23 protein-coding genes are annotated in these 21,194 nt (G+C 59.3%); 16 read left to right on the top strand and 7 right to left on the bottom strand.

Translation table 11 applies throughout. The annotated features are described in order from the left end of the window. The first annotated feature begins 71 nt into the window (after positions 1-71). The 10 genes from IC66_RS0131925 to IC66_RS0131875 all read left to right on the top strand — a co-directional run bounded on the left by IC66_RS0131925 (position 72) and on the right by IC66_RS0131875 (position 11,387). Positions 72-608 (top strand): hypothetical protein, encoded by a 537-nt coding sequence (locus IC66_RS0131925; protein WP_038950376.1) that lies wholly within the window; start codon positions 72-74, stop codon positions 606-608. Between the two features lie 44 nt (positions 609-652). Then, positions 653-1,354: a hypothetical protein gene (locus IC66_RS0131920; protein WP_157158119.1), complete on the top strand. Its 702-nt coding sequence runs from the start codon at positions 653-655 to the stop codon at positions 1,352-1,354. Next, a complete protein-coding gene (locus IC66_RS0131915; protein ID WP_157158118.1) occupies positions 1,351-2,922 on the top strand; it encodes a hypothetical protein in 1,572 nt (523 codons plus the stop codon). Before IC66_RS0131920 ends, IC66_RS0131915 begins: the two co-directional genes overlap by 4 nt. After that, positions 2,897-3,313, top strand: a complete 417-nt coding sequence (locus IC66_RS0131910; protein ID WP_157158117.1) for a GNAT family N-acetyltransferase — start codon at positions 2,897-2,899, stop codon at positions 3,311-3,313. The genes IC66_RS0131915 and IC66_RS0131910 overlap by 26 nt, the downstream gene beginning before the upstream one ends. After that, positions 3,310-4,197: a hypothetical protein gene (locus IC66_RS0131905; protein ID WP_038950371.1), complete on the top strand. Its 888-nt coding sequence runs from the start codon at positions 3,310-3,312 to the stop codon at positions 4,195-4,197. Before IC66_RS0131910 ends, IC66_RS0131905 begins: the two co-directional genes overlap by 4 nt. Before the next feature lie 9 nt (positions 4,198-4,206). Then, positions 4,207-5,607, top strand: coding sequence for a hypothetical protein (locus IC66_RS0131900; RefSeq protein WP_157158116.1), 1,401 nt, complete (start codon positions 4,207-4,209; stop codon positions 5,605-5,607). Beyond that, positions 5,607-8,432 carry a hypothetical protein gene (locus tag IC66_RS0131895; RefSeq protein WP_038950369.1) on the top strand — a complete coding sequence of 942 codons (2,826 nt, stop codon included), beginning with the start codon at positions 5,607-5,609 and terminating at the stop codon, positions 8,430-8,432. The genes IC66_RS0131900 and IC66_RS0131895 overlap by 1 nt, the downstream gene beginning before the upstream one ends. Positions 8,433-8,717: 285 nt before the next feature. Beyond that, positions 8,718-9,572, top strand: coding sequence for a hypothetical protein (locus IC66_RS0131890; RefSeq protein WP_038950368.1), 855 nt, complete (start codon positions 8,718-8,720; stop codon positions 9,570-9,572). Further along, positions 9,572-10,999 carry a hypothetical protein gene (locus tag IC66_RS46550; RefSeq protein WP_157158115.1) on the top strand — a complete coding sequence of 476 codons (1,428 nt, stop codon included), beginning with the start codon at positions 9,572-9,574 and terminating at the stop codon, positions 10,997-10,999. The genes IC66_RS0131890 and IC66_RS46550 overlap by 1 nt, the downstream gene beginning before the upstream one ends. A 10-nt stretch (positions 11,000-11,009) precedes the next feature. Continuing rightward, positions 11,010-11,387 carry a hypothetical protein gene (locus IC66_RS0131875; protein WP_038950365.1) on the top strand — a complete coding sequence of 126 codons (378 nt, stop codon included), beginning with the start codon at positions 11,010-11,012 and terminating at the stop codon, positions 11,385-11,387. Positions 11,388-11,555: 168 nt separating this feature from the next. Here IC66_RS0131875 and IC66_RS0131865 read toward each other — a convergent pair whose 3' ends face one another. Beyond that, positions 11,556-11,981 carry a hypothetical protein gene (locus tag IC66_RS0131865; protein ID WP_038950364.1) on the bottom strand — a complete coding sequence of 142 codons (426 nt, stop codon included), beginning with the start codon at positions 11,979-11,981 and terminating at the stop codon, positions 11,556-11,558. A gap of 858 nt (positions 11,982-12,839) precedes the next feature. On the opposite strand from IC66_RS0131865, the gene IC66_RS0131850 reads away from it, so the two are divergent. Beyond that, positions 12,840-13,031: a hypothetical protein gene (locus IC66_RS0131850; RefSeq protein ID WP_038950362.1), complete on the top strand. Its 192-nt coding sequence runs from the start codon at positions 12,840-12,842 to the stop codon at positions 13,029-13,031. Positions 13,032-13,736: 705 nt separating this feature from the next. Here IC66_RS0131850 and IC66_RS0131845 read toward each other — a convergent pair. Beyond that, positions 13,737-14,162, bottom strand: coding sequence for a hypothetical protein (locus IC66_RS0131845; protein ID WP_038950361.1), 426 nt, complete (start codon positions 14,160-14,162; stop codon positions 13,737-13,739). Between the two features lie 96 nt (positions 14,163-14,258). Between IC66_RS0131845 and IC66_RS0131840 the strand changes: the two genes are divergently transcribed. Further along, on the top strand, positions 14,259-15,377 hold the full coding sequence (locus tag IC66_RS0131840; RefSeq protein ID WP_157158114.1) for a hypothetical protein: 1,119 nt from the start codon (positions 14,259-14,261) through the stop codon (positions 15,375-15,377). Between the two features lie 2 nt (positions 15,378-15,379). After that, a complete protein-coding gene (locus IC66_RS0131835) occupies positions 15,380-15,865 on the top strand; it encodes a hypothetical protein (RefSeq protein WP_038950359.1) in 486 nt (161 codons plus the stop codon). On the opposite strand, the gene IC66_RS0131830 is transcribed toward IC66_RS0131835, so the two are convergent. From IC66_RS0131830 to IC66_RS0131810, 4 genes are all read right to left on the bottom strand, one after another. Continuing rightward, the gene (locus IC66_RS0131830; RefSeq protein WP_157158113.1) at positions 15,862-16,200 is read right to left on the bottom strand and encodes a hypothetical protein; all 339 of its coding nucleotides are present in this window, start codon (positions 16,198-16,200) and stop codon (positions 15,862-15,864) included. The two genes, IC66_RS0131835 and IC66_RS0131830, sit on opposite strands and share 4 nt — an antisense overlap. A gap of 232 nt (positions 16,201-16,432) precedes the next feature. Next, a complete protein-coding gene (locus IC66_RS0131820; protein WP_038950356.1) occupies positions 16,433-17,398 on the bottom strand; it encodes an AraC family transcriptional regulator in 966 nt (321 codons plus the stop codon). Between the two features lie 146 nt (positions 17,399-17,544). Next, positions 17,545-17,679, bottom strand: coding sequence for a hypothetical protein (locus tag IC66_RS48990; RefSeq protein WP_283806373.1), 135 nt, complete (start codon positions 17,677-17,679; stop codon positions 17,545-17,547). A gap of 170 nt (positions 17,680-17,849) precedes the next feature. Beyond that, positions 17,850-18,140: a hypothetical protein gene (locus tag IC66_RS0131810; RefSeq protein WP_038950354.1), complete on the bottom strand. Its 291-nt coding sequence runs from the start codon at positions 18,138-18,140 to the stop codon at positions 17,850-17,852. 310 nt (positions 18,141-18,450) lie between these two features. Here IC66_RS0131810 and IC66_RS0131805 point away from each other — a divergent pair, with 310 nt between their 5' ends. Beyond that, positions 18,451-18,912 (top strand): host attachment protein, encoded by a 462-nt coding sequence (locus tag IC66_RS0131805; RefSeq protein ID WP_038950353.1) that lies wholly within the window; start codon positions 18,451-18,453, stop codon positions 18,910-18,912. A 30-nt stretch (positions 18,913-18,942) separates the two neighbouring features. Here the strand turns inward: IC66_RS0131805 and IC66_RS0131800 are convergent, their stop codons facing one another. Next, a complete protein-coding gene (locus IC66_RS0131800; RefSeq protein ID WP_028140959.1) occupies positions 18,943-19,206 on the bottom strand; it encodes a hypothetical protein in 264 nt (87 codons plus the stop codon). Positions 19,207-19,505: 299 nt separating this feature from the next. Here IC66_RS0131800 and IC66_RS0131795 point away from each other — a divergent pair, with 299 nt between their 5' ends. Beyond that, positions 19,506-19,952, top strand: a complete 447-nt coding sequence (locus IC66_RS0131795) for a hypothetical protein (RefSeq protein WP_028140958.1) — start codon at positions 19,506-19,508, stop codon at positions 19,950-19,952. Between the two features lie 97 nt (positions 19,953-20,049). Further along, on the top strand, positions 20,050-20,922 hold the full coding sequence (locus IC66_RS0131790; protein WP_038950352.1) for a DMT family transporter: 873 nt from the start codon (positions 20,050-20,052) through the stop codon (positions 20,920-20,922). Positions 20,923-21,194: the final 272 nt, after the last annotated feature.

Here is a 21,194-nt window from a genome sequence, read left to right as displayed (position 1 = left end):
CCGGGTAGCAAACAACCTGGGGCGGCTTTCGAGCCGTCCCTTTTTTCTTCTCCATCAACAGAGAGAATCTTATGGCCGATCAAGGGCACGGACTGCACGTCGAATTTTACATTGAGAGCGTCAAGCAGGAATTTAAGTCCGAGGAGGCCGGAAGGCCGATTCATGAAGACCGCGAGTTCGTTCGGATCCACATTCCTGGAGACCGCAACTATTCGGCTGAGCGTGAAGCCACGGGCAGCGACAAGCAGCGCTTCGCCCTGGAGTATGCCCGTTTCAAGAACGGGTTGAAGGATCAGGAACAGGCTATCGGGACGCCGCTGATCCAGTGGCCGGCCATGACCCGCAGCATGGCGAAAGACTTCTCGGCGGTGAACGTTCACACGGTCGAGCAGCTCGCAAACCTCTCGGATACGTCCATCCAAGCTTTCGGGCTCGGTGGCCGTGAGTGGGTGACGAAAGCCAAGGCGTTTCTGGAAGTCTCAAACAACAGCGCGGCGGCTCAGAAATACGCGGCCGAAAACGAGGAGTTGAAGCAGCGCATTGCTCTGCTCGAAGCTCAGTTTGCGGAGTTGTCGCAAAAAAAAACGAAAGACAAGGCCGCAGCCTGAGAAACCGACCGAACGCCGTCAACGAAATCACGGAAGCGCTATAAATGTCACTGCTAACCTGTGTCCAAGACGCAATGGTCCTGTGCGGGCTGAACCAGCCTTCCCAGGCCATTTCCAACGTGGACAACACGGTTTTGCAGTTCGTGGCGTTTGCTCAAAAGGAAGCGGACGAAACGTGGTCGGACTTTAACTGGCGGCAGTCGCGCATTGCGGCCCAGCTTAGCGGTGACGGTACGACCACGTTATTCATTCTTCCGGGTGATTTTGAGCGGATCCTGGCCGGTCCGTCGCTGTGGTCGCAACAATATCCCTCGATCCCGTTGCAATGGGTTTCGGACGTTGAGTTGCTGGCGCTTAAGGCCCTTCCGGTTATGCCTGTGCGGCCTGTCTGCCGTCTGATCGGTGGCACGCTCGAGATTTGGCCCGCGCTCGCGTCCGGCGAGGTTGTCAATTTCGAGTTCTATTCGACCAACCCGGTTTGCACAGCGGATGGATTGACCCGCAAGCCGCGATGGACGCTTGATAGTGACTTCGTCCTGTTCCCCGAAACGATCCTGACGCGCGGCATTATCTGGCGCTGGAAGCAATCTAAGGGGCTCGACTATGCGGAAGATTTCCGCAGTTGGGAGACTGAGCGGCAGAAAAAGGCGGCCCATGACGGCGGCGCTCGTGTGGTGCAGATGGCGCGGGCCTTCAACGTTACGCCTTCCTCCGTCTGGCCTGGCGTCGTTACGGTGATTCCGTGAGGCAGGCTCTGCGGGCGAAGTCGCGCGAATCCAGGGGCGCGGTTTCTCGCTCTGCCATGCTGCCGGCGCCAACCGGTGGCTGGTACGTGGGCGCCAATCTTGCGGATGCCCCCGCGGGCACGGCATACATTCTCGACAATGCGTTCCCGCAGCTCGATTACGTTCGTATGCGCGGCGGATCGCTGGCTTATGCCACGGGAATGGCGAGCGCACCTGTAACCACGCTGATCCCGTACAATTCGGCCTCTGCAAGCAAGTTCTTTGCCTGTTGCGCCGGCTCGATTTTCGACATTACGAACCAGGGGGCGGTTGGTGCTGCGGCTGTAACCGGTCTCAGCAACAGCGCAATAGTTGAGTACACTCAATTCACCAACTCCGGCGCCTCGTGGTTGATGGCTGTGAATGGCGTCGACGCAGCGCAGCTCTATAACGGATCGTCCTGGACGACGTCGCCAGCGATTACGGGTCTTTCTGGCGGCAATCTCGCCTTTGTGTGGCCGTTCAAGAATCGCATTTATGGCGTGCAGGCCAATTCGCTCAGCTATTGGTATCTCGCAGTCAATGCGATCGGCGGTGCGGCAACGCAAGTCGATATGTCGGGCATCTTCAAATTTGGCGGCTCGATCGTTGCCGGCACCTCCTGGGCGATCTCGTCCAACAGCGGCCTTTATGAGGTTCTGACGCTGATTACCTCGGAGGGCGAGGTTGCGATTTACGACGGCCTTACCCCAGCCGATACGGCTTGGTCGCTTAAGGGGCTTTACAAGATCTCCAAGCCGCTCGGGCGGCGATGTCTCCTGCGGGCTGGCGGCGATCTCGCCATTATGACGGAAGACGGCATTGTCCCGATGTCTGCCGTCATGTCGCTGGATCAGATCGCGCTTCAGAACAGCGCGATTACCAAACCCATTGCGCCGGCCTGGCGGCAAGCCGTTATCGACCGAACCGGAATCTCCGGGTGGCAGTTGGTGACGTGGCCGCTCGAAAGCATGGCGATTGTCAATCTTCCGAAGGCGACGGCCGGCGACAAAATCCAGTTTATTTCGAACGCCAGAACGGGCGCATGGGCGCGATACGTTGGATGGGATGCCAACTGTTTCGGGGTCTACAATAACAAGCTCTATTATGGCACCTCGGACGGCCGCGTTTTGCAAGGTGAAACTGGCGGGCAAGACGATGGCGCCAACTACACCATGACGGTTTTCCCGTCCTATTCATCCTTGCGCTCTCCAGGCATCCGCAAGTTTGTGAAGATGATCCGAGCTCGCATCCAGTCGGCATTCGGCATCACGCCGCAACTGACGGTCAAAACCGATTTCGACACGACAAAGCCGGCTCAGCCTACCGCCAGCGTTTCGACCCCGACTGGCGCGATTTGGGATAGTGCGTTGTGGGATGCCGGAGTCTGGCCCCCAACCATCTCCGATCAATCGCAGTGGGTGGCGGCCGAAGGATTCGGGACCGTTATTTCGCCGGTGTTCCAGCTCACGCTTTCGTCGTCGACGACGCCGGACGTGCGGCTGACCGCGACCGAAGTTCTGTATGAAAACTGCAATGCGATCGGTTGATTGCGTCCAGGACGATCAACGGGCCCGGTTGTTTGCCGAACGCGAATTGAAAGTCAGCATTGCCGATCCCATGATTGGCCTTGTGGTGGTCGAGAACGGCGTCATTGTTGGCGCAATTATCTTGAACGACTACACGCCGGAACGGAACATCGAAGTAACGGCGGTCGGCCATTGCTGGCCGGTCAAGGTGATCCGTTTCATCTTGCGTTATTGCTTCGCGCGGGTTCGCCGCGTCACTGCGCGGACCTCAGTCAACAACACGGCCGCAATTCGAGCGCTGGAAGCGATGGGCTTCAAGCGAGAGGGCATCATGCGCGAATTTTTTGACGACGGCGACGCTGTCGTTTTTGGGCTTCTCCGGTCAGAACAGAAAGTGGTTCGCCTGAAATGAACACGCCAAAAGCTCCCGATCCTGTCCAGACTGCCAACATGCAGCAGGAGTACAATGTGAATGCTGCAAAGACGCAGCAGGAGCTAAATCAGTATAATCAAAGCAATCCCTATGGGACGACGACCTATGTCCAGACGGGGACCAATGCTGACGGGACGCCGCAGTATACCGTCAACACGGCGTTTTCTGCTCCCCAGCAGAAGCTTTACGAGGGCTACACGGCTAACCAGCAGGGCGCCCAGGACGCGGCAGCCAAGCTGATGGCGAGCGGCCAAGGGGCGTTCTCCGGCAAAGGGCTGGATCTTTCCTATAACGGGACGGCCGCGAAGCTCGATGCGCTCAACAGGTCGCGGCTGGATCCGCAGTGGGCGCAGGCAACAGATCAGCAGGAATCCAAGCTGGCAGCTCAGGGCGTCACGCCGGGGACGCCGGCCTATGACAACGCAATGCGCGTTTTCAACCAGGGCAAAAACGACGCATACAATTCCGCGAACCTTGCGAACTACCAGACGGCAGCGAATACCGCGCTTGCGGAATACAATTCGCCCCTGACCAGCTATCAGGCGCTGATGAGCGGCACGGCGCCGACCAATCCGACCACGGGCAACGTCTCGACGCCGACGACCAACGTTGCCAGCACGAACTATGCAGGCCTGGCGCAGCAGAATTACCAAAACCAGGTTGCGCAGAATAACGCGATGATGGGCGGGATTTTCGGAACGCTCGGCACCATCGGCGGCGCGGCCCTCGGCGGTCCTATGGGCGCGTCTCTCGGTGGCTCTCTCGGCGGCCTGTTCGGTGGCGGCGGGGGTGGGGGCCTGGCCGGTGGCTCTGCATTCAACAATTCCAATATGAGCAGCCCGTTTTACGGCCCGCTGAACTGAGGCGCATAGATGGCACTCGCTGACTACACGATTGACACCTCCGGTTCTCCTCAGGAAGTCCAGCGCCGGCAAGCATATGCTGACGCGCTTCTGAAGCAGGCGGGAGACTCGTCTCCGATCGCCAGCCCTTGGCAGGGCGTCAACCGGCTTGCTCAGGGGTTGATCGGCGGCCTTGAGCGAAGCGGCGCCCGGCAGATGGAGCAGGACGGCCGCTCGAGCTACCAAAAACAGCTTGCGGAAGCTCTCGGGGGCGGCGGCAACATTTCGCCGCAAGCCATGATCGCGCTATCCGGCAATCAGTGGGCGAATCCAACCCAGCTTCAGACCATTTCCAAGGTGGCGGATAACCAGCGACAGGCTGCGCGTGACGCGGTCTCCGATCGGCATTGGGAAGCCTCTTTCGGCCTTCAGAAGCGGGCGGCGGAACGAGCGGACCGTTCGACAAGCGATATTGCGGCCGATCGCGCGGCGGCGGCTCTGGCTTACGGCTTGCAACCCGGCACCCCGGCTTATCAGGCGTTCACCTTGACGGGCGCCCTACCTGACCCGAACAAGAGTCTTCCGAATAGCGTTGCGGAATATCAATTCTATACCGGCACGTTCAAGCCGACGCCTGAGCAGCCGGCGCCGATGGACTATGCGACCTTCTCGACCTCGAAGGCGCGGGCCAGCGCGACGAACATCAGTAACAACGTCGACATGAACAGCGGCCAGACCTACGACAAGCAACTGGCGGAAGGTCTCGGCAAGGCTCATGCCTCGCTGGCGAACGGTGTCGAGGATGCCCAGGCAAGGGCGCGTGACGTGGCTGCGATGCAGGGCGCCATTGACGCAATCCAGAAAAACGGCGGCTCTACGGGCGGCCTGGCGGCGAATGAGCGGCTTGAATTGCAGAAGTCGATCAATGCCGGCTTGTCTGCGATCGGCATTGACAAGCCGTTTGATGAAAAGGACCTCTCCGACAAGGAGTTCCTGACCAAGTTCAATCGCCAGATGGCCGGCGCCCAAGCAAAGGGTGCGGTTGGATCTCGCGTGACAAACTTCGAAATGGCTAACTTCCTGAAGGCAAATCCGGGTCTCGAAATGACGCTGACGGGCAACCAGCGCCTGCTCGGCATCCAGGCCCAGATCGAGCAGCGCAACGTTGCGGTGGGCAACGCGGTTCGTGAGGCAACGGCTCGTGCGATCTCGCAGGGCAAGAAGATTGATCCCGTTACGGTCCAGAAGATTTTGACCGAATACGACGATGCCCACCCGATCAAGGATCCCGTGACCGGGCAAGATTTGACGCAAAGCTATGTGCTCCCGGACTTCCAGAACAGTGGGACCAACTCCGGGCTTGCAGGTCAGCACGAAAAGAACATCGCGCCAATCCGCGTCTATGACCCCGCGACAGGGAAACTCAAGTAATGGCCGATCCGATCCAGATTCAGGCGCCTGACGGCTCGCTGGTCCAATTTCCGGCCGGCACGCCTGATAAGGTGATTGTGTCTGTTATGCAGCAGAATTACCCGGCCGGGAAACCTTCTGTTGCTGCGACCAAGGAAGCTCCGGCGGCGCCGGCAGCTCTTGCGATGTCGATCGATGCGAACGGGCAGCCAACTGGCGTTGATCTGTCGCAGCCGGACGCCGCGCCGAATCTTTCGGCGGGTGAGAAGACAAAGCGCGCGTTTGGCGTCCTTGACGATACCGTGCGCTCGGTTGCCAACGGCATCCCGTTTGCCGATCGCTTCGCGGCCGGTATGGGCGCATTGACCGGCATCGGTGGCGAGTTCGGAGATTATTCCGGCAACCTGGCTAAGCAGCGCGGGGAAGATAAGCGGCTCCAGGAGGCGGCGCCGATCGCGAATGCAGCCGGCAACCTGGTGGGCAGCGCTCTGTTGCCTGTTGGCGTTGTCGGGGCTGCGGCGAAACCGGTCTCGCTCTACGCCAAGTCGTTGGCCGGTCTGTTGACCGGTGGTGCGATCGGCGGCGTCCAGGGCGTCTCGGAATCTCCCGATCTGACGGATTTGGGGGACACGGCAAAGCACGCCGCGAAGGGCGCGGGCGTTGGGGGCGCGCTCGGTGTCTCCATCCCTCTTGCGGCTCGCGGCATTGGCGCCGGGTATGGCGCTGTTGCGGACTATCTCCGCGGCAATGCCGACAACATGTCCCGCGGTGCTTCCAAGATCCTGGCGGACGCGCTCCTGGCCGATGGGCCGCAGGCTGTGCGCTCAAATGTCGGGCGCCTCGGTAATGATGCCATGTTGGCAGATGCAGGCCCGGCTATGCTCGGCAAGGCTCAGGGCGTCACGCTCAACAGCGACGAGGCGCGCTCAATTATGAGCAACGCTCTCACGGGGCGGAATGATGCGACTAACTCCCGGATCATGAGCGACGTTAACCGCGCCCTTGGGCCGGCTGAAGATCCCTTGACGGTTACAAACTCTATTCGCGGCTATCGGTCCGAAGTCGACGCCAAGGCTTACCCGAAGGCCCTCGACGAGGCCCCGTCGGTCGAAATCTCCCCGCTCATGTCCGATTTGACTAGGCGGCTTGAACAGGCCCCGACCGGAAGCATGGAGCATCGTGCGCTCAGCAATCTAAAGAAGATGCTGACCAAAGAGGAGGAGGCGTCAGCGGCTGCGGCGTCTGCAAAGACCTCGACGGCTTCGCCCGCTCCGGCTGTTCCTGTCACGGAAGATCCGACAACGGCGGCGCTGCGGTCTCAGTATGGGGACGCTGTTGCGGATGCCTACGCAAAGCAGCAAGCGAAGACGACGACGCAAGAGCAGCCTCTTAGCCTCCTGCAATTCATCGCGTCCAAGGGCGGACTGCGGCCTGATCCGGAGTTGGAAGCTGTCGGCCTGGCGTTCGGGCATCGCGCCCAGGTGCCCGGTAAGCCCGGTTTCTTCAACGTGGTCGGCAAGGACGGTCAGCGCGTCGACCGGATGCGAGAGGCCGCGGAGGAGGCCGGATATTTCCGGGGATCAAAAAACGGCACCTCGACGCCGGCCGAATTTCTCGACGCGATCGAGGCCGAGTTGCGCGGCCAAAAGCGCTATCCGGAGGGCTTCGAAAACTTCAAGACCAAGCGCGAAAACTCCGCGCGTAGCGAGCGGGAGCAGCACGATTACGACCGGCAAACAATGGGCCTTGAGGATGATCTGAAGGCGGCCGGCTACGACAAGATTGATTCCGACGTCAAGGACCGCGCTATTAATCTGATGCGCGAAAAGGGCTTGTCTCCGGACGAGGCGGTCGACCGCGTGGTGACGCAGCTTGAGCACGAAAGCTCCTTCCCCGGCAATAAGCCGCTTGGGTCGGCGCCGGCACCTGTTGCGGCGGCGGACGGCAAGGTCATTCCTCACGACTCGGCAAGCCTCCTGCACAAGATCAAGGGCGAGCTCGACAACGTCATTGAATACGACGCTCCCGGCCTGGGTGTACCGGCCGGCGCGCTCCAGCGGCAGCAGGGCGCTCTAAAGCTGATGCGCGGCGCGATCAATGATGCGCTGGAAAAGCAGGTTCCTGGCTATCGTGAGGCTAACCGGCAATCTGCGGCGCTGGCGAAGCGAGCGGATGCAGTCGAGGCCGGAACGCAATATCTCGGGTCCGGCAAAACGACCCCGTCCCCTGAACGTTTCGCGATGGAGTTTGACCCTCTATCGCAAGGCGAAAAGATCGCGTTTGCCAAGGGAAGCCGCGGCAACATCGAACGCCTCTTGGGAACAAAGGCAAACGATCTCCAGGCGCTGCGCAGCGAATTGCAGGGCGAGGGCGGTTGGAATACGGCCAAGCTTGCGACCGTTCACGGGCAGGACGCCGCTAACGATCTCATCGCCTCGGTTGAGCGCAATCTGAAGTTCCGGGACACCCATAACAAGGTTGTCGAGAACTCGCAGACTGCGCAACGCACGGCGGCGGCAAAGGCTCTTAAGCCGGACCCGTCGACGGAAACGCCGCTCCTCAATCCGAATATGAGCCTTACCGGCTTGCTGGCGACGGGTGCGAAGAAAACGGCAGGATGGATCGCCAACGGAATGCGGTCCGATCAAACCCGGCATTACGGCGAGGCTGCGCGGGTGCTTTCGGCGCAAGGTGCAGAACGTGACGCCTATTTGCAGGCTTTGATTGATGCGCTCGGCCGGCGCGGGGAGAATGCGGCGGCTGCTCCAGCTATTGGAAACCGTGCGGCGCTCGCGGCGTCTCTGCTCGCGAACGATTATCTGCGTTATCGACTAAACGAGCGATAACGAGGCCGACCGCACAAATTGCAGCGCATATCGTCAACCCGGCCCAAAAGCCGAGTCCGTCAAAGGACCATTTCAACAGCCACTTTAGGCCGGCGATGACGCCGACCAACAAGGCCGTGCAGATCAGGATTCGGGCCATAGTTCCGCGTGGTGAGGAGGCGAATATCTGCCGAAATTACCATGGGAACGGCCCGACTCCTAACCGGCTCAACCCCGGAAACTGACCTAATCCATTGGAATTTTCCGCCAACGGCTCCCTTTTGGGGGCCTTTTTCGTGAGGGGCAATGCCTAGACAAGCAAACGGCTCATACCAGCAGCCGGCCAATACCAGCGCCGTCAGCGGGACCAGCATTTCGAGCTCGGCTTATAACACCCTGATTACCGACATCGGGAGCGAGCTGACGAACTCGCTCGACCGCAACGGCCGCTCTGCCATGGCTGCCGCGTTGCCCATGGGCGGCAACAAGATTACGGGCATCGCGGATCCAACGGTTGCGACGGATGCGGCTTCCAAAAACTACGTTGACACGACTACGGGAGCGTTCTTTTCGACGGGCGACGTTAAGCTGAGCTACAAGACGACGGCCGACACCGGCTGGCTGATGATGAATGACGGGACGATCGGCAATGCCGGTTCTGGCGCGACCGCGGCCGGGGCGACCTATCAGGCGCTGTATACCCTGCTATGGACCAACATTTCCCAGCCGTCCTCGAATGCCTGGTGTGCCGTCACTGGCGGCCTTGGCGTTTCGGCTGCGGCTGATTGGGCCGGTCTGAAAGCTTTGGCGCTTCCAAAGGCCCTCGGTCGGGCCCTGGCGATCAGTGGTGCCGGATCTGGTCTGACCGTGCGCTTGCTGGGCGCGAATGTTGGTGCTGAGAGCGTTTCGCTCGGCACGGGCAATCTTCCGACGTTCACGCCCTCAGGCACGATCAGCAACGGCTCTATTTCAATTTCGCACAACGCCATTGCCGGCAGCTCCACGACGGGCGGCGGCGGGTTCGCTTGCGGCGGGAACTCCGGTGCAAGCATCTCCGCATCACAGGGAACGACAACCTTTAGCGGATCGTCAATCGGTTCGGGTACGGCCTTTAGCATTATGCAGCCCTCCACCTTCCTCAACGTGATGATCAAATACTAATGACCAATATCATCACCTCCCTGCCGCCCACGGTGCAGTTGCCGCCTGGGAGCAGCGGCACGGGCCCAGATACGCTTGGTCCGATCACCTATCAATTTGCCCTGCTGAATTTTTCGCAGACATGGGGCGCCGTTCAAACCTTCCCGGCCGGGACCATTTCGATTGTCGCGAGCGACATTAGCGGGAATTTCTCTATCGGAAATTTTGCCAGCGGCATCGGCGCCAGTTCTTCAACATTCTGGCGCGGTGATGGCTCCTGGGCCGCGGTGAGCGCAAGCGGCATCAGCGGGAACTTTTCAATTAGTAACTTCGCATCTGGGACAGGTGCAAGCTCGTCGACGTTCTGGCGGGGCGATGGGACATGGGCCCCGGCAGGGGGCGCTCCGGGCGGATCAAATACGCAGATTCAATATAACAACAGCGGCGCCCTAGGTGGCATCAGCGGGGCAACAACGGACGGCACGTCGCTGTTTGTCACCACGCAGTCAGTTGGCGACAGCAGCACGAAGGCTGCAAGCACCGCGTTTGTAATCGGACAGGCCGCAGCGGTAAACCCGCTTGGGACGCTAGCGACCGCCGCCGTTGGCACGTCAACTCGGTTCGCTCGCGCGGATCACATTCACCCAGGGCGAGAACTCCTCGCGGCAGACCGAACATACTATGTGCGGACTGACGGAAGCGATTCAAACAACGGCCTCACCAACTCTGCCGGCGGCGCCTTTCTGACGCTCCAGAAGGCTTATAACGTCATTGCTCAGACGCTAGATCTCGGAGGACACAATGTAACGATTAGTGCTGTGTCAGGGACGTTTGCAGAGCTGAGCATATCTAGCGCTTGGAGTGGCGGCGGAAACGTCATACTCGAATTGAATAGCGCTTCGACGATCAGCGCTTCTGCGGGCGCAACTTGTGTTTCGTGCACAGTACCCTTGCCCGGAAATTTCACAATCCAGAACGGTACGTTGACAACTAGTGCCAACACGGGCGCCCTCATTTCTCATAACGGGACCGGCACTATCAACGTTGGTCCTATAACCTTGAACGGTGGAACAAACACCGGCTACGACATGGTGTCGTGCTACGCGAACGCCTACATCCATTTTGTCGGTAACATTACAATGGGTGCATGCTCTGGCTGGCGCGAGATTTTCTACGCGCATATCGGGGGCATCATCGATCTTTATGGATCCTTCGGTCAGACGATGACAATGACCGGCAATATGTCTTGGACCGATGCGTTTTTCTACGCTGACCCTGGTTCGTCGATGCTCATTGTGGCAGGTGCCCGCACCATCAATTTGGGTGGCTTCACGATGACCGGCAAAAAGTACATCACATCTGCTGGCGCGGTAATCAACACCAACGGCGGCGGCACATCATATTTGCCGGGAAGTATTGCTGGCACTGGGGCCGGCGTGTACGTATAAAGGAGCCAATATGTCTGCTCTCTATGACTTGACTAGATGGTACTGGTTTGTCGGCGCAGACCAAAGCAAGGCCTACTCCAGCGAGATCGGGGACTACGTCCCCGTAACTGATAGCAGGTATCAATCTTGGGCCGCACAGAACAATTTTCCCGCCGCGATCGACACTGAAACAAGTCTTGGACAGGTTCTGGCCAAAGGCTATCCCGACGTGCCGCGCCCGCTTCCGACAACGATCCTTGATGGATATCAGCAGAATCAATCCGACGAAGTTTTCCAACATAAGCTTGTGAAACTGCTGTTCACGATGCTCAATCGCATTCAGGTGCTAGAGGGCAAGCAGGCTTTGACGGTGGCGCAAGCCAAGGCATATGTGAAAGGGCTTATGTGATGCGCGCCCTTCTTCGCAAGATCATCATTTGGGCCTTGAACATTCCAGACCAGCCAAGCCAAGCGGCCGACCTTGACAAGCTGGCTGCCGAACTCAAGAAATAGGGAGTCCCGGTTTTTATCCCGGCTGGCGCCCCTCCAGCGGCGGGCTCGGGCTCAAGTTCAACATTCACTTGGGTTGATTGCGGCGCCTGAACGGCAGCACCGTGCCGGCTCGCTGTGATTTTGGGCGTGGAGGTGGATCGGGATCAGGCGTTTCTGGATCGATCCCATAGAGATCCTCAACGGTAACGTTTATCTTTCTCCAGCGTTTTCCGCCTTTGTTATAAACGAGCATAGCCCAGTTTTCTGTAAAACGAGCGTCCTTCCATGGGATGCCTTCACTATTGTCGTCATCGTCACCTTTGGGTTTGGGCACTGGGATCGCAATAGCAGGCTCCTCCCAAATGACGCCCCCGGGTCCAATCGTCGTATACTCACAATAGTTCGGCTCTAAGACCTCATCGAGCATGTAGGCCAACTCGTGGACGTCGGCAGCATAGAATACACCGACCAAATCACGCTCTTCGATGGTGCGAACTAGGTAGGCGGGCATGGCAGCTCCAGCAGAAAAGGCAGTTTCAAGAAAAGACGCAAATCATTCCGCTTGCTATCAAAGCGATGTCGGAAATTTCCGAAAATTGAGGCAGTCTAGCTCCTGTAGCGCAAAATGGGAGGGAAGATGAAGGCTCAGGTTGTTTTTCTTGCGGTACTATCGGCGCAAGCTTGGTTTGTGTGTACCCCAGCGCGCGCTGACACGCTTCGTTGGGTTTGCAAGTATGATGTAATGGCATCGCCAGCAGGGGTGCAGCGAGAAAGTTTTAGGCTCGAGTTTGCCTTAGATAGCTTGACGAAAAAGGCCGTCCTCATCGGCAATGCTGGAATGTCCGACGTAGCCGTGTTCAATGGTGATCAGGCCATTACGTTTGCAGAGACGTTGGGGACAGGCGTAATTCAGACGACTTCGATTAGTCACACGGACGGAAAGTCGGTGCACAGCCGACATTCGATCTTGGGAGGCAGCTTCGTTCCTTCGCAATACTACGGCGCATGCAAGTAGGCACGGGAGCGAAGGTTAGTTGCGACCGCTGTGGATGCCGTTACGAGCCGCGGCATATTCCGGCGCTCTAATCCGCAATTGGATCGGCCACTGCTTAGAGACAACTGACAGGTTTGGAACAAATGTTCACTTTGGGACTTAGGAACTTACCTCTGGCAGGGTGAGTACGTTGAATTATTTCAGTAGCGATAAATTCTCAGGGCCTAAGACGCGGGAAGATCGGCGCTGTAAGTGCGGCGCTCAACCCAAGCTCGTCCATAATATGATGGACTCCTTGCGCGGGCTCACCGTCCGTGTGTTCGAATGCCAGTGCGGCGAACGCACCTGGACCGAGGACAAGGACTAACTCGCCCAATGAGGCTGCTGACCGAGTATTTGGATCGAGCCGTGGCTCTGGAAGGTTTGGCAGCCGGCGAGCCGGATTCGGCATTCAAAAGCCAGCTACTCGACCAGGCTGCTGCTTACAGGAAACTAGCGGCAAAGCGGGCTAAGGATTTCGGTATGCCGCCTCCAAGCCCACCAGAGCAGCCGAAGGGCTACCAGTAGAAGGGCGGCGGTGATCTAGGAACCACAGGCACGCGTCAGAGTTGCTCATGTGCTCCGGCTCCAAGCCCCCTACGTGTCGGAGCGTTCCAACGGCCCCAGTAGCCGCCAAAAGCTGGGGCCGTTCGTTTGCGCCGTGCGATCTAGACGAGCGCAGCCAAAATTGGAGATCCAGGCTCGAAGTCCATGTCCGGGCAGCGTTTCCTTTTCAAACGCAGCAGTAAAAATCCCAGTGGTAAACAGAGCAACCATGCCTGACGAAGGCCCCGGTTCACGCTGGCGACTGTCCCACGAGTCTCAAAAGAGAACGCTGCCGGGCTCGAAATATAGGTCCCGGCAACGCTTCATTCTCGAACTGAGCGCTGAAATCCCAGTCAGCTTAGCTGTAGCAATGGTCATGCCGCAGTTTCTTTGACGAGACGCAAAACGGCCTCAAGCAGTTCCGGGGCTGGCTCGGATGCTGAGGCCGTTCGGCGCAGCCTAAAAAATAGGCGCGCGTTGCCAGACATTCCCGATTGCGGCTAGATTCGCAACGAATAGTTGGACTAGCTGTACATTATCGTGGGTGCGAGGCTGGCGGGGCCCGTTGTTCTCCTGCCAAGAACAACCTTTGCATATAATCGGTCCTGTTTTGTTCACTTGGCGTGTATTTACTACCTTAAGTTTCGACCCTGCCTCAGTTTCGTCAGTTTGCTCTCGGCGCGGACTTCAAGCACCGATTCCGCGGTGAGCGGCCTGGATGTGAGACGGGATATCGGCATTGGTGATAGCCTCACCGCAAAAGCAGCGCGCCCGGCCGTCCTGTTTTTGCGTTGGCAACAGGCAGCCTCTCTCCCACATCCGATACTTCCAGGCGTGGAAGTCGCGATCTCGCCGCCAGATTTGAAACTGGTCCTCGGACAGGGTCGGCGCGAGCCGCGACCATGCACTCTCGAACTGCTTGCGGGCTTGCTCGAAGGATACCGCGCTGCCGGTCAACCGGGCGGTCGTGCCTGGATAAAAGCCCAGAATCCAGCCCCATTGATCGGCGTGGGTGGGCACGCCGGATCGCTTGCCGATCTGCCCGATCCGGACGTCTCCGAAATAGACGTGCCAGCCATTATGATTGTCGGATCTGCGGGTGAGGGTGGTCATATGATACCTCTACGCGCTAGGCCTATCTTCCACGTTGGCTTGTTCGTCTTTGCAAGGTAATTACCCTGGTTGTACTGCCTCGGGGCCGGGGGGATAATGATAACGATTGATTTGAACGCGCGAATTTTATCGGAAGAACATAATGTTTTCGTGGTCCGACCGGGAAAGGGGTACCGACTTTACCGCGAATTTCGAGAAAACAGCAGTCTAATAGCCGAGCTTCCGGGGCTTAAATTAGAAGCCGACGTACCGCTCAATGAACAAAACCTGAGACGGCGGGTCAACCGCTCCAGGGCCTTCCGGGCTTGGTACAGGCGAGGCCAGCCGGCCGATGATCGTCCGTCTGGCAAATTAGGTGATTATGGTGACGGGGGCGGCAATAGTGCGGCGCAGCTGGAGGGACTGGTTCGCACCTATTACGAGAAAATAAAGCGGGGCGATCTCGTCATCGTACCCCCGAGGGCCTATATGGATGAGGTCCTGATCGGGGAGGTACGCTCGTCTGGTTCCAAGTACGAGACCGAGAAGGTGCCTCGCCTGTTTGGCAATGAAGAGCTTCCAGCGCGGAATGTTCGTTGGTTAGCTAGGCTGCCTAAAACCGAGCTTCCTTTTGCAATCTTGGATGCGCTACAAAAGCCGAACGCGGCCTTCATTGTAGAGCGCTCTTTGCGAGGACAATTCTATAAGCTGGCCTACGGCAACTACTCAATCAACGATCTCTATTCGGCTCGCTTCGAGGTGACCAGCGCGGATTTCGACACCTTCGATGACGCCTTGCTTCAAGGCTTTTTCAACTTCGCCGCGGCGAACACGAAGGCGATAGCTGAGGATAGAGAAAATGAAGTCAAGAGTTTTGAGCATGCCGCCTTCATCGATTCAGGCGATTATCTTGCTCAGCTGCAAACAAATATTAACTCGCCCGGATTCATCTCTCTCATTGGGCAGAGAATTACTCCTCTCGTTGCGTCCGTTCTCTTCATCATCGCGATTGACGTAGGACCCGACGCAGTGGCCCAAACCGAGGCGGGCAACATGATCATGACAAACTCGAAAGCTGCGGCCAATGATTCTTGCACGGCAGAAGTGGCCAAGCAGGCATTTCGGCAGATACAGCTTTTAGGTCTCGATGGATGGCCCGCCGCATGCGAGCGAGCAAGAGACGTGGCCAAACGAACTGGCCTCAGAAGTCCGGCAACTGTTAGACGGGATAACTAGCCATGATCGAAGCGATCAAAAAGCTCTTTAGAGAGCATTGGTTGGCTGCGCTCACAGGCCTGGTCGGCCTGCTAATCGGCGGGCTGTCATCAGACTACGCCAGCTTTCGCGCCGCCAACCGTGAGGCCCTCAAGAAGCAGATTGAGGCTAGTGAGAAAGCTGATCATGACATGAACTTGGTGCTTCAGAAATTTGCCGACAAGGCCCTAGGCAAGAGCGCAACGTCGCCCGAGGACTTACAGGCCCTCAAGTCAACTGTTCAAGATTCCTTCGCTGCTGCCGAGAAACTGAGAAATCACTTTCCAGATGCAAGGCATGAAGTGGATGAGTTTGCTGACGCTTTGGTGCGCCTACAAAAATCGGCGGAAAACCTGTCAGGTCCCGCCAACGGTAAGGACTTCGTTGAGTCGGTTTCAAAGTACTATGCATCGAAACAGAACCTTTCGAGCCGAATTGTTGATGCTCAAACAAAGTGGCGACCGATTTAAGACCTCAGACGCGTCGGTAAGTCCGCAACGGCTGGCGGCAGATCCTGTCCTCGCTCGTAAACCAGACTCCAAAGCTCTCGCGCCACAAGATCATCGACACGTGCGATTTTCGATAACACCGCCGTTTTGAATGCACTGTCTAATGGCGGCGAGATGGGGATGATGCGATAGCCGCTGAGGGGAGGGTTCGTCGGCATAGCCATTGACGCATTGAGCCGAATGCAGATCTGTGCGGCGAGTTCATTCGCCTTGAGGGGCCGGAGCCCGGCATCATCCCGCAGGGTTTGAGAAACGATGCGCTCAATGCGGGCGCTATCGAGGCGGATCTCAGGCATAGTCATCTCCACTATCGCATTCTGAACGCGAGAAATTCCCCAATCCCGTCAATGCATGAACGGATCGGGAAAGTTCAGAATGTTCGTTGGAGATGCTCAGGGACTGGGCGGATTTCGATTCCGAGGGTCGGGAGTTCGAATCTCTCCGAGCGCGCCACTCCTCCTTGGCGTTCCAGATATGTTCCAGAACGGCGCTGATGCCGCGCACCGTCGCAAGGGCTTGCTGCGTCGGTCAGGCTGGCGGGATACGGCTGTGCCGGCCGCGTGCCAGCGTGTCGGACGGGGCCTCGTGGAACGTCGCGCGGTATGCTGCGGCAAATTCACCGAGATGATGGAAGCCCTGCGCGCGTGCACACGTGGCGACGGTGGCGCCGCCGCCCTTGAGCAGACGGGCGCGGGTCGCCCACAGCCGCTTGAGGCGAATGTACTGATGCAGGCTCATGCCACGCACCTTGCTGACTGCGCCGCCGAGGGTGCGGATCGAGACGCCGAACTCACCGGCGAGATCGGCGGTATAGATCGGCACGGTCGGATGGGCTGCGACGTAATCGTCGATCCGCTGCACCAGCTTGATCGAACGCTCGCCCTGGACCGAGGCGCTCCGATCCGACATCGAATCGATCCGAAACAGATCGTCGAGCGCGAGCAGCAGGCCTTCCTGCAGATGGGCCGCCGCCTCGGTGGTCTCGAACAGGAGCGGCTGCATTGAGGCGGTTCGCAGGATGTCGAGCAGGAGTTGCCGCGTGTGGAGCAGGGCGGGCCGGTTCGCGACATGAGCCCGCAAATCGTCGGCGTGATCGAACCAGCCCCGGTCTTTGAGCTCGGGGGAGAAGATGATCATTGCATGATGATTGGTCTGGGGCTCGACGAAGTGGCATTCATCGTTGCCGCGGAGCGTCACGAAGAAGCGCGCGTCGAGATCCAGGCCCTTGAAGTTGACCTGGAGGTCGTCGGTCATGGACAGGATCACCATCCCGCCCGGCATCCGATAGGCGGTGTCGAGGATGCGCGCGAACGATCTCATCAGGATGATGCGGCACGCCGGCAGGGAGACGACGGCGCGGGCCGCGGCGAAGTTCGGAATGTCGAGCGGAATGCTTCTGGCGTCCTCCATCGTCTCGATCGGCCGAAACGCATCGACGTCGGCAAAGCCGATCAGTTGAAGAGCGGAGGACGGAGCGAGGGCGTCGAACAACATGGTCTGGCCGGCTGCTGAAATGTGACAATCAAATGAACGTCGATACACCGCCATCAATGGCGAAACATCGCGTTTCAGTAAACCGAATTTCAGGCCGTAGTATTGCGGACATCATGCCATGACGTCCGTCCAGATCGATGTGGCCGTCAACGTTCCCGGCTCATCGGCTGGCCGGAGGCGAGGTCGATGAAATGCAGCCGCGTGCAGGCGGGACAGGCGAAGGATGCAAAGCTCCGTCTCTCCTGCCTCAGCTGCTTCTCAAGATCCGTCTGTACGTTCATGCCCGTCTGGGGGCATCGAAAAACGATCAAGTCCGCCATCACCGTAGAATGACGGTGCGTGCCGATTTCATCCTTGATCTAGATCAGTTTTGGAATCGATCCAGGCTGGTGATGACCGCGCAAGGAATGATCTCGCAAAAGCGAAGGGGCCCCGAGGGCCCCTTCAGATGTCACCAGCGGCGATAGCGTGGGCCATAATAGCGTGGACCGTAACCGTAATAGCGCGGCCCATAATACCGGGGGCCGTAATACGGCCGGGGCCCGTAATACCCATAGTAGTTCGGACGCCAGAAGCAGCGCCCCCAGGCGTCGCAGACCATGCGGACCTGCTCGATGCCGGAGGCCTGCGGCGTCGCAGGCGCGGGCGCGATGGGCATGGCAGACGCCGCCGGCGATGTCGCCAAAGCGCCAAACATGGCGCCGAACAGGGCTGCGGCGACGAGGCCGATCTTGAGATTCATGATGTCTTCCTCCGCTGACGCGATCCAGGATATCGAAGTTGTTCTGATCAATTGTGGCGGAACCGAAATGTAATGCTGATGAACAAATCTTCAGCCGGTCCGCCGCAGGCCTGACCTCGACCCCGCCAGACTATCCCAGGTTCGCGCGAGTGACCAATGCTGCGGCCCGCGCTGCGATGGCCACGCAGGACATCGATGCGGTTCTTGATCCTGCGCAATTCGCCGTCGGGGCTTCGTTCGTAGTCTTGTCGCGTGGCCAGTCCTTCGACCAATTCGGAGAGCCGGCTCACAGGTTGCTTGGAGCTGTGCAATGGACAAGATGAGATTAGACAAGGGCGGCTGGCTGGTCGTGTGCGATGGGCGCAAGGCGCTCATTCTGGAAAACCTCGGCGACGAGATGTTTCCGAACCTTCACACCAGGGAGGTGCACGAGCAGCCCAATCCCATGACCAGCGCGCAAGGGAGCGACGCGCCGGGTCGCCTGCATGCCGCTGCCGGCGGCCTGCGCAGCTCGGCCGAGCAGACCGATTGGCACGATGAGGCCGAGCGCGCCTTCCTGCGCGGCCTTGCCGGCCGGCTCGATGCCGCCGTCAGCTCCGGCGAGACCACGGCCCTGACCATGGTGGCCTCACCGCGCGCGCTCGGGATGATCCGCGCCGATTATTCGGACGTCATGCGCAAGGCGCTGCGGGGCGAGGTCGGCAAGGACCTCGTCAAGCTGCCGGTCTACGAGATCGAGAAGCAATTGCTGCTGTCGGGCGCCGCCAAATAGAGGCGCCCGCAGAGGCCACGCCAGCGCCCCTCAGTAGCAGGGGTGCCGGCGGCGGTCCTGGCCGACATAGGCGGCCGCGCTCTGGTAGCAATGATTGGTCGACGGGCCGTCGTAAAAGGCGAAGGTACCGGGGGTGATGCCGGGGCCGTAATTGTGCAGATAGCTGATCGGGTAGGGCAGCGGATTGGCGTAATGGCGGTGGTGCCGGTGATGTCCCCGCGCCTCCGCGAGGCCAGGGGCTAGGATTGCGGCCGACAGGGCAGCAACCGCGGCTACAAGCGTCAACTTGCTCATCTCGATTCTCCGGAACCCGCACGAGGTCAGCCATCTATAGCCACTTCGCACCTCCAGGGCACCTGTCCGGCGCCCGGAAATCGGGGCTAATCCCTCAGATTCCCGGGTGGGTGTGACAGAATTGCCCGACATGCGGTCGAAGGCTGCCCATTTTTGGCCTTTTCGGGATGCTTAACGAATTCCCCACACAAGTATGACCAAAGACTATTCGGTTAAGAATCCTGTTGCCGGCCTAGGGGCTCATTTCGCGGGTCCTTCGAAGCCGGTTCATTCCTGAAGGCTTTCGCCGTCACGCCGCCATGCGCATCACGCTTCTGAGCCTGCTGTTGCTCTCCATCGCCGCCGCCACGCCGGCGCGGGCCGAACTGCATATCACCCGCGACCACGGCGGCTATGTCGAGGAATACAAGACCAAGTACAAGCGCGTCCGCGAGAAGGGCGAGCGCGTCATCATCGACGGCATCTGCAACTCGGCCTGCACGCTGGTGCTCGGCATGGTGCCGATGAACAAGATCTGCGTGACGCCGCGGGCAAGCCTCGGCTTCCACCAGGCCTATTACGACAAGGCCTTCACCTTCGGCATCAAGGTCACCAGCTCCGAGGGCACGTCCGACCTGATGTCCTACTACCCCGACAAGGTGAAGGACTGGATCCGCCGCAATGGCGGGCTCACCACCGACATGAAGAAGATCAAGAACGGCGTCGAGCTCTGGAAGATCATCGACCCCTGTCCGGAAGAATGGTGAGCGGCTGAACTGAGCCGCCATCGTCCGTCGCAGCGCAGCATCGTCCGCACGAAATTCGCATTGCCGCATAGCCCCCGGTGGGGCAATGAGGGCGGCAATGAACCATAATCAAGAAGCCCTGACCGCCCGCACCGCGCCGATCCTGTTCGTTCTGCTCTGGAGCACCGGATTCATCGGCACCAAATACGTCGTCAACAATGCCGATCCCTTGACCTATCTCGCCATCCGCATGGCGATCGTGGTCGGCCTGATGGCGATCATCGCGGCGATCGCGCGGCCGAAATGGCCTGACAGCACCGGCATCGCGCACAGCGCGGTCGCCGGCATTCTCGTCCACGGCTTCTATCTCGGCGGCACCGCGATCGCGATCGCGCATTCGATCCCGGCCGGGCTCTCCGCGCTGATTCCGGGCCTGCAGCCGATCCTGACCTCGACCATCGCCAACCGCTGGCTCGGCGAGAAGGTGACGCCGGTGCAATGGGCCGGGCTCGTGCTCGGCCTCGGCGGCGTGGTGATGATCCTGCACAACCGTCCCATGACCGGTGAAGCCGGTCTCGGCTGGCTTGCCTCGGTCGTCTCCCTGATCAGCATCACCCTCGGCACGCTCTATCAGCGCCGCTACTGCAACCAGATCGACTGGCGCTCAGGCAATCTCGTGCAATATGTGTCCGTCACCATCTTCTTCGCGATCGGGGCCTTCCTGTTCGAAGACCGCGTGGTGCACTGGACGCGGGAGTTCGTGCTCGCGCTCGGCTGGCTCGCGGTCGCGCTCTCGATCGGATCGATCGGGCTATTGTACTGGCTGATCCGCCACGCTGCGGCGACCTCGGTCGCGAGCCTGTTCTATCTGGTGCCCGCCGTGACCGCGCTGATGGCTTATCTGCTGTTCGGAGAGAAGCTCGACGCGCTGGCGATTGCCGGCATGGGGATGTGCGCGGCCGCCGTGTTCGTCGTCAACCGGCGCTTCTAGGCGGATGGAGCGGGCGACGGGATACATCCCTGACGTGCGCGGCAGGTTCGTGTTAGGCTGAACGCATTTCAGTTTCACATTCATACGGTGATTTCCATGAAGAAGGCGAGGCGCGCGCTGCTCGGCAGATCGTTGAAGCCGGTCCGCATTGCCTGCATCAACTACGCGGAGGAGATGATGAGCGACCGGATGATGGCCAAGCTCACAGCCGCGCTCCAGAAATGCTACGACGAGCATTTCCTCCCCGTCTGGGGCTACCCGGTCGATCTCGA

The sequence above is a fragment of the Bradyrhizobium genomosp. III genome (genome assembly GCF_000261705.1).
In the GTDB taxonomy this organism is placed as follows: domain Bacteria; phylum Pseudomonadota; class Alphaproteobacteria; order Rhizobiales; family Xanthobacteraceae; genus Bradyrhizobium; species Bradyrhizobium ottawaense.
The sequence above is the reverse complement of the archived record's forward strand: the minus strand, read 5'-3'. Positions and strand labels throughout refer to the sequence as shown.

Excerpts from the sequence above, each read along its gene's own strand:
- IC66_RS0131925 (WP_038950376.1), top strand. The coding sequence starts at position 72 with ATGGCCGATCAAGGGCACGGACTGCACGTCGAATTTTACATTGAGAGC.
- IC66_RS0131920 (WP_157158119.1), top strand. The coding sequence starts at position 653 with ATGTCACTGCTAACCTGTGTCCAAGACGCAATGGTCCTGTGCGGGCTG.
- IC66_RS0131910 (WP_157158117.1), top strand. The coding sequence starts at position 2,897 with ATGAAAACTGCAATGCGATCGGTTGATTGCGTCCAGGACGATCAACGG.
- IC66_RS0131905 (WP_038950371.1), top strand. The coding sequence starts at position 3,310 with ATGAACACGCCAAAAGCTCCCGATCCTGTCCAGACTGCCAACATGCAG.
- IC66_RS0131900 (WP_157158116.1), top strand. The coding sequence starts at position 4,207 with ATGGCACTCGCTGACTACACGATTGACACCTCCGGTTCTCCTCAGGAA.
- IC66_RS0131895 (WP_038950369.1), top strand. The coding sequence starts at position 5,607 with ATGGCCGATCCGATCCAGATTCAGGCGCCTGACGGCTCGCTGGTCCAA.
- IC66_RS0131890 (WP_038950368.1), top strand. The coding sequence starts at position 8,718 with ATGCCTAGACAAGCAAACGGCTCATACCAGCAGCCGGCCAATACCAGC.
- IC66_RS46550 (WP_157158115.1), top strand. The coding sequence starts at position 9,572 with ATGACCAATATCATCACCTCCCTGCCGCCCACGGTGCAGTTGCCGCCT.
- IC66_RS0131875 (WP_038950365.1), top strand. The coding sequence starts at position 11,010 with ATGTCTGCTCTCTATGACTTGACTAGATGGTACTGGTTTGTCGGCGCA.
- IC66_RS0131865 (WP_038950364.1), bottom strand. The coding sequence starts at position 11,981 with ATGCCCGCCTACCTAGTTCGCACCATCGAAGAGCGTGATTTGGTCGGT.
- IC66_RS0131850 (WP_038950362.1), top strand. The coding sequence starts at position 12,840 with ATGAGGCTGCTGACCGAGTATTTGGATCGAGCCGTGGCTCTGGAAGGT.
- IC66_RS0131845 (WP_038950361.1), bottom strand. The coding sequence starts at position 14,162 with ATGACCACCCTCACCCGCAGATCCGACAATCATAATGGCTGGCACGTC.
- IC66_RS0131840 (WP_157158114.1), top strand. The coding sequence starts at position 14,259 with ATGATAACGATTGATTTGAACGCGCGAATTTTATCGGAAGAACATAAT.
- IC66_RS0131835 (WP_038950359.1), top strand. The coding sequence starts at position 15,380 with ATGATCGAAGCGATCAAAAAGCTCTTTAGAGAGCATTGGTTGGCTGCG.
- IC66_RS0131830 (WP_157158113.1), bottom strand. The coding sequence starts at position 16,200 with ATGCCTGAGATCCGCCTCGATAGCGCCCGCATTGAGCGCATCGTTTCT.
- IC66_RS0131820 (WP_038950356.1), bottom strand. The coding sequence starts at position 17,398 with ATGTTGTTCGACGCCCTCGCTCCGTCCTCCGCTCTTCAACTGATCGGC.
- IC66_RS48990 (WP_283806373.1), bottom strand. The coding sequence starts at position 17,679 with ATGAACGTACAGACGGATCTTGAGAAGCAGCTGAGGCAGGAGAGACGG.
- IC66_RS0131810 (WP_038950354.1), bottom strand. The coding sequence starts at position 18,140 with ATGAATCTCAAGATCGGCCTCGTCGCCGCAGCCCTGTTCGGCGCCATG.
- IC66_RS0131805 (WP_038950353.1), top strand. The coding sequence starts at position 18,451 with ATGGACAAGATGAGATTAGACAAGGGCGGCTGGCTGGTCGTGTGCGAT.
- IC66_RS0131800 (WP_028140959.1), bottom strand. The coding sequence starts at position 19,206 with ATGAGCAAGTTGACGCTTGTAGCCGCGGTTGCTGCCCTGTCGGCCGCA.
- IC66_RS0131795 (WP_028140958.1), top strand. The coding sequence starts at position 19,506 with ATGCGCATCACGCTTCTGAGCCTGCTGTTGCTCTCCATCGCCGCCGCC.
- IC66_RS0131790 (WP_038950352.1), top strand. The coding sequence starts at position 20,050 with ATGAACCATAATCAAGAAGCCCTGACCGCCCGCACCGCGCCGATCCTG.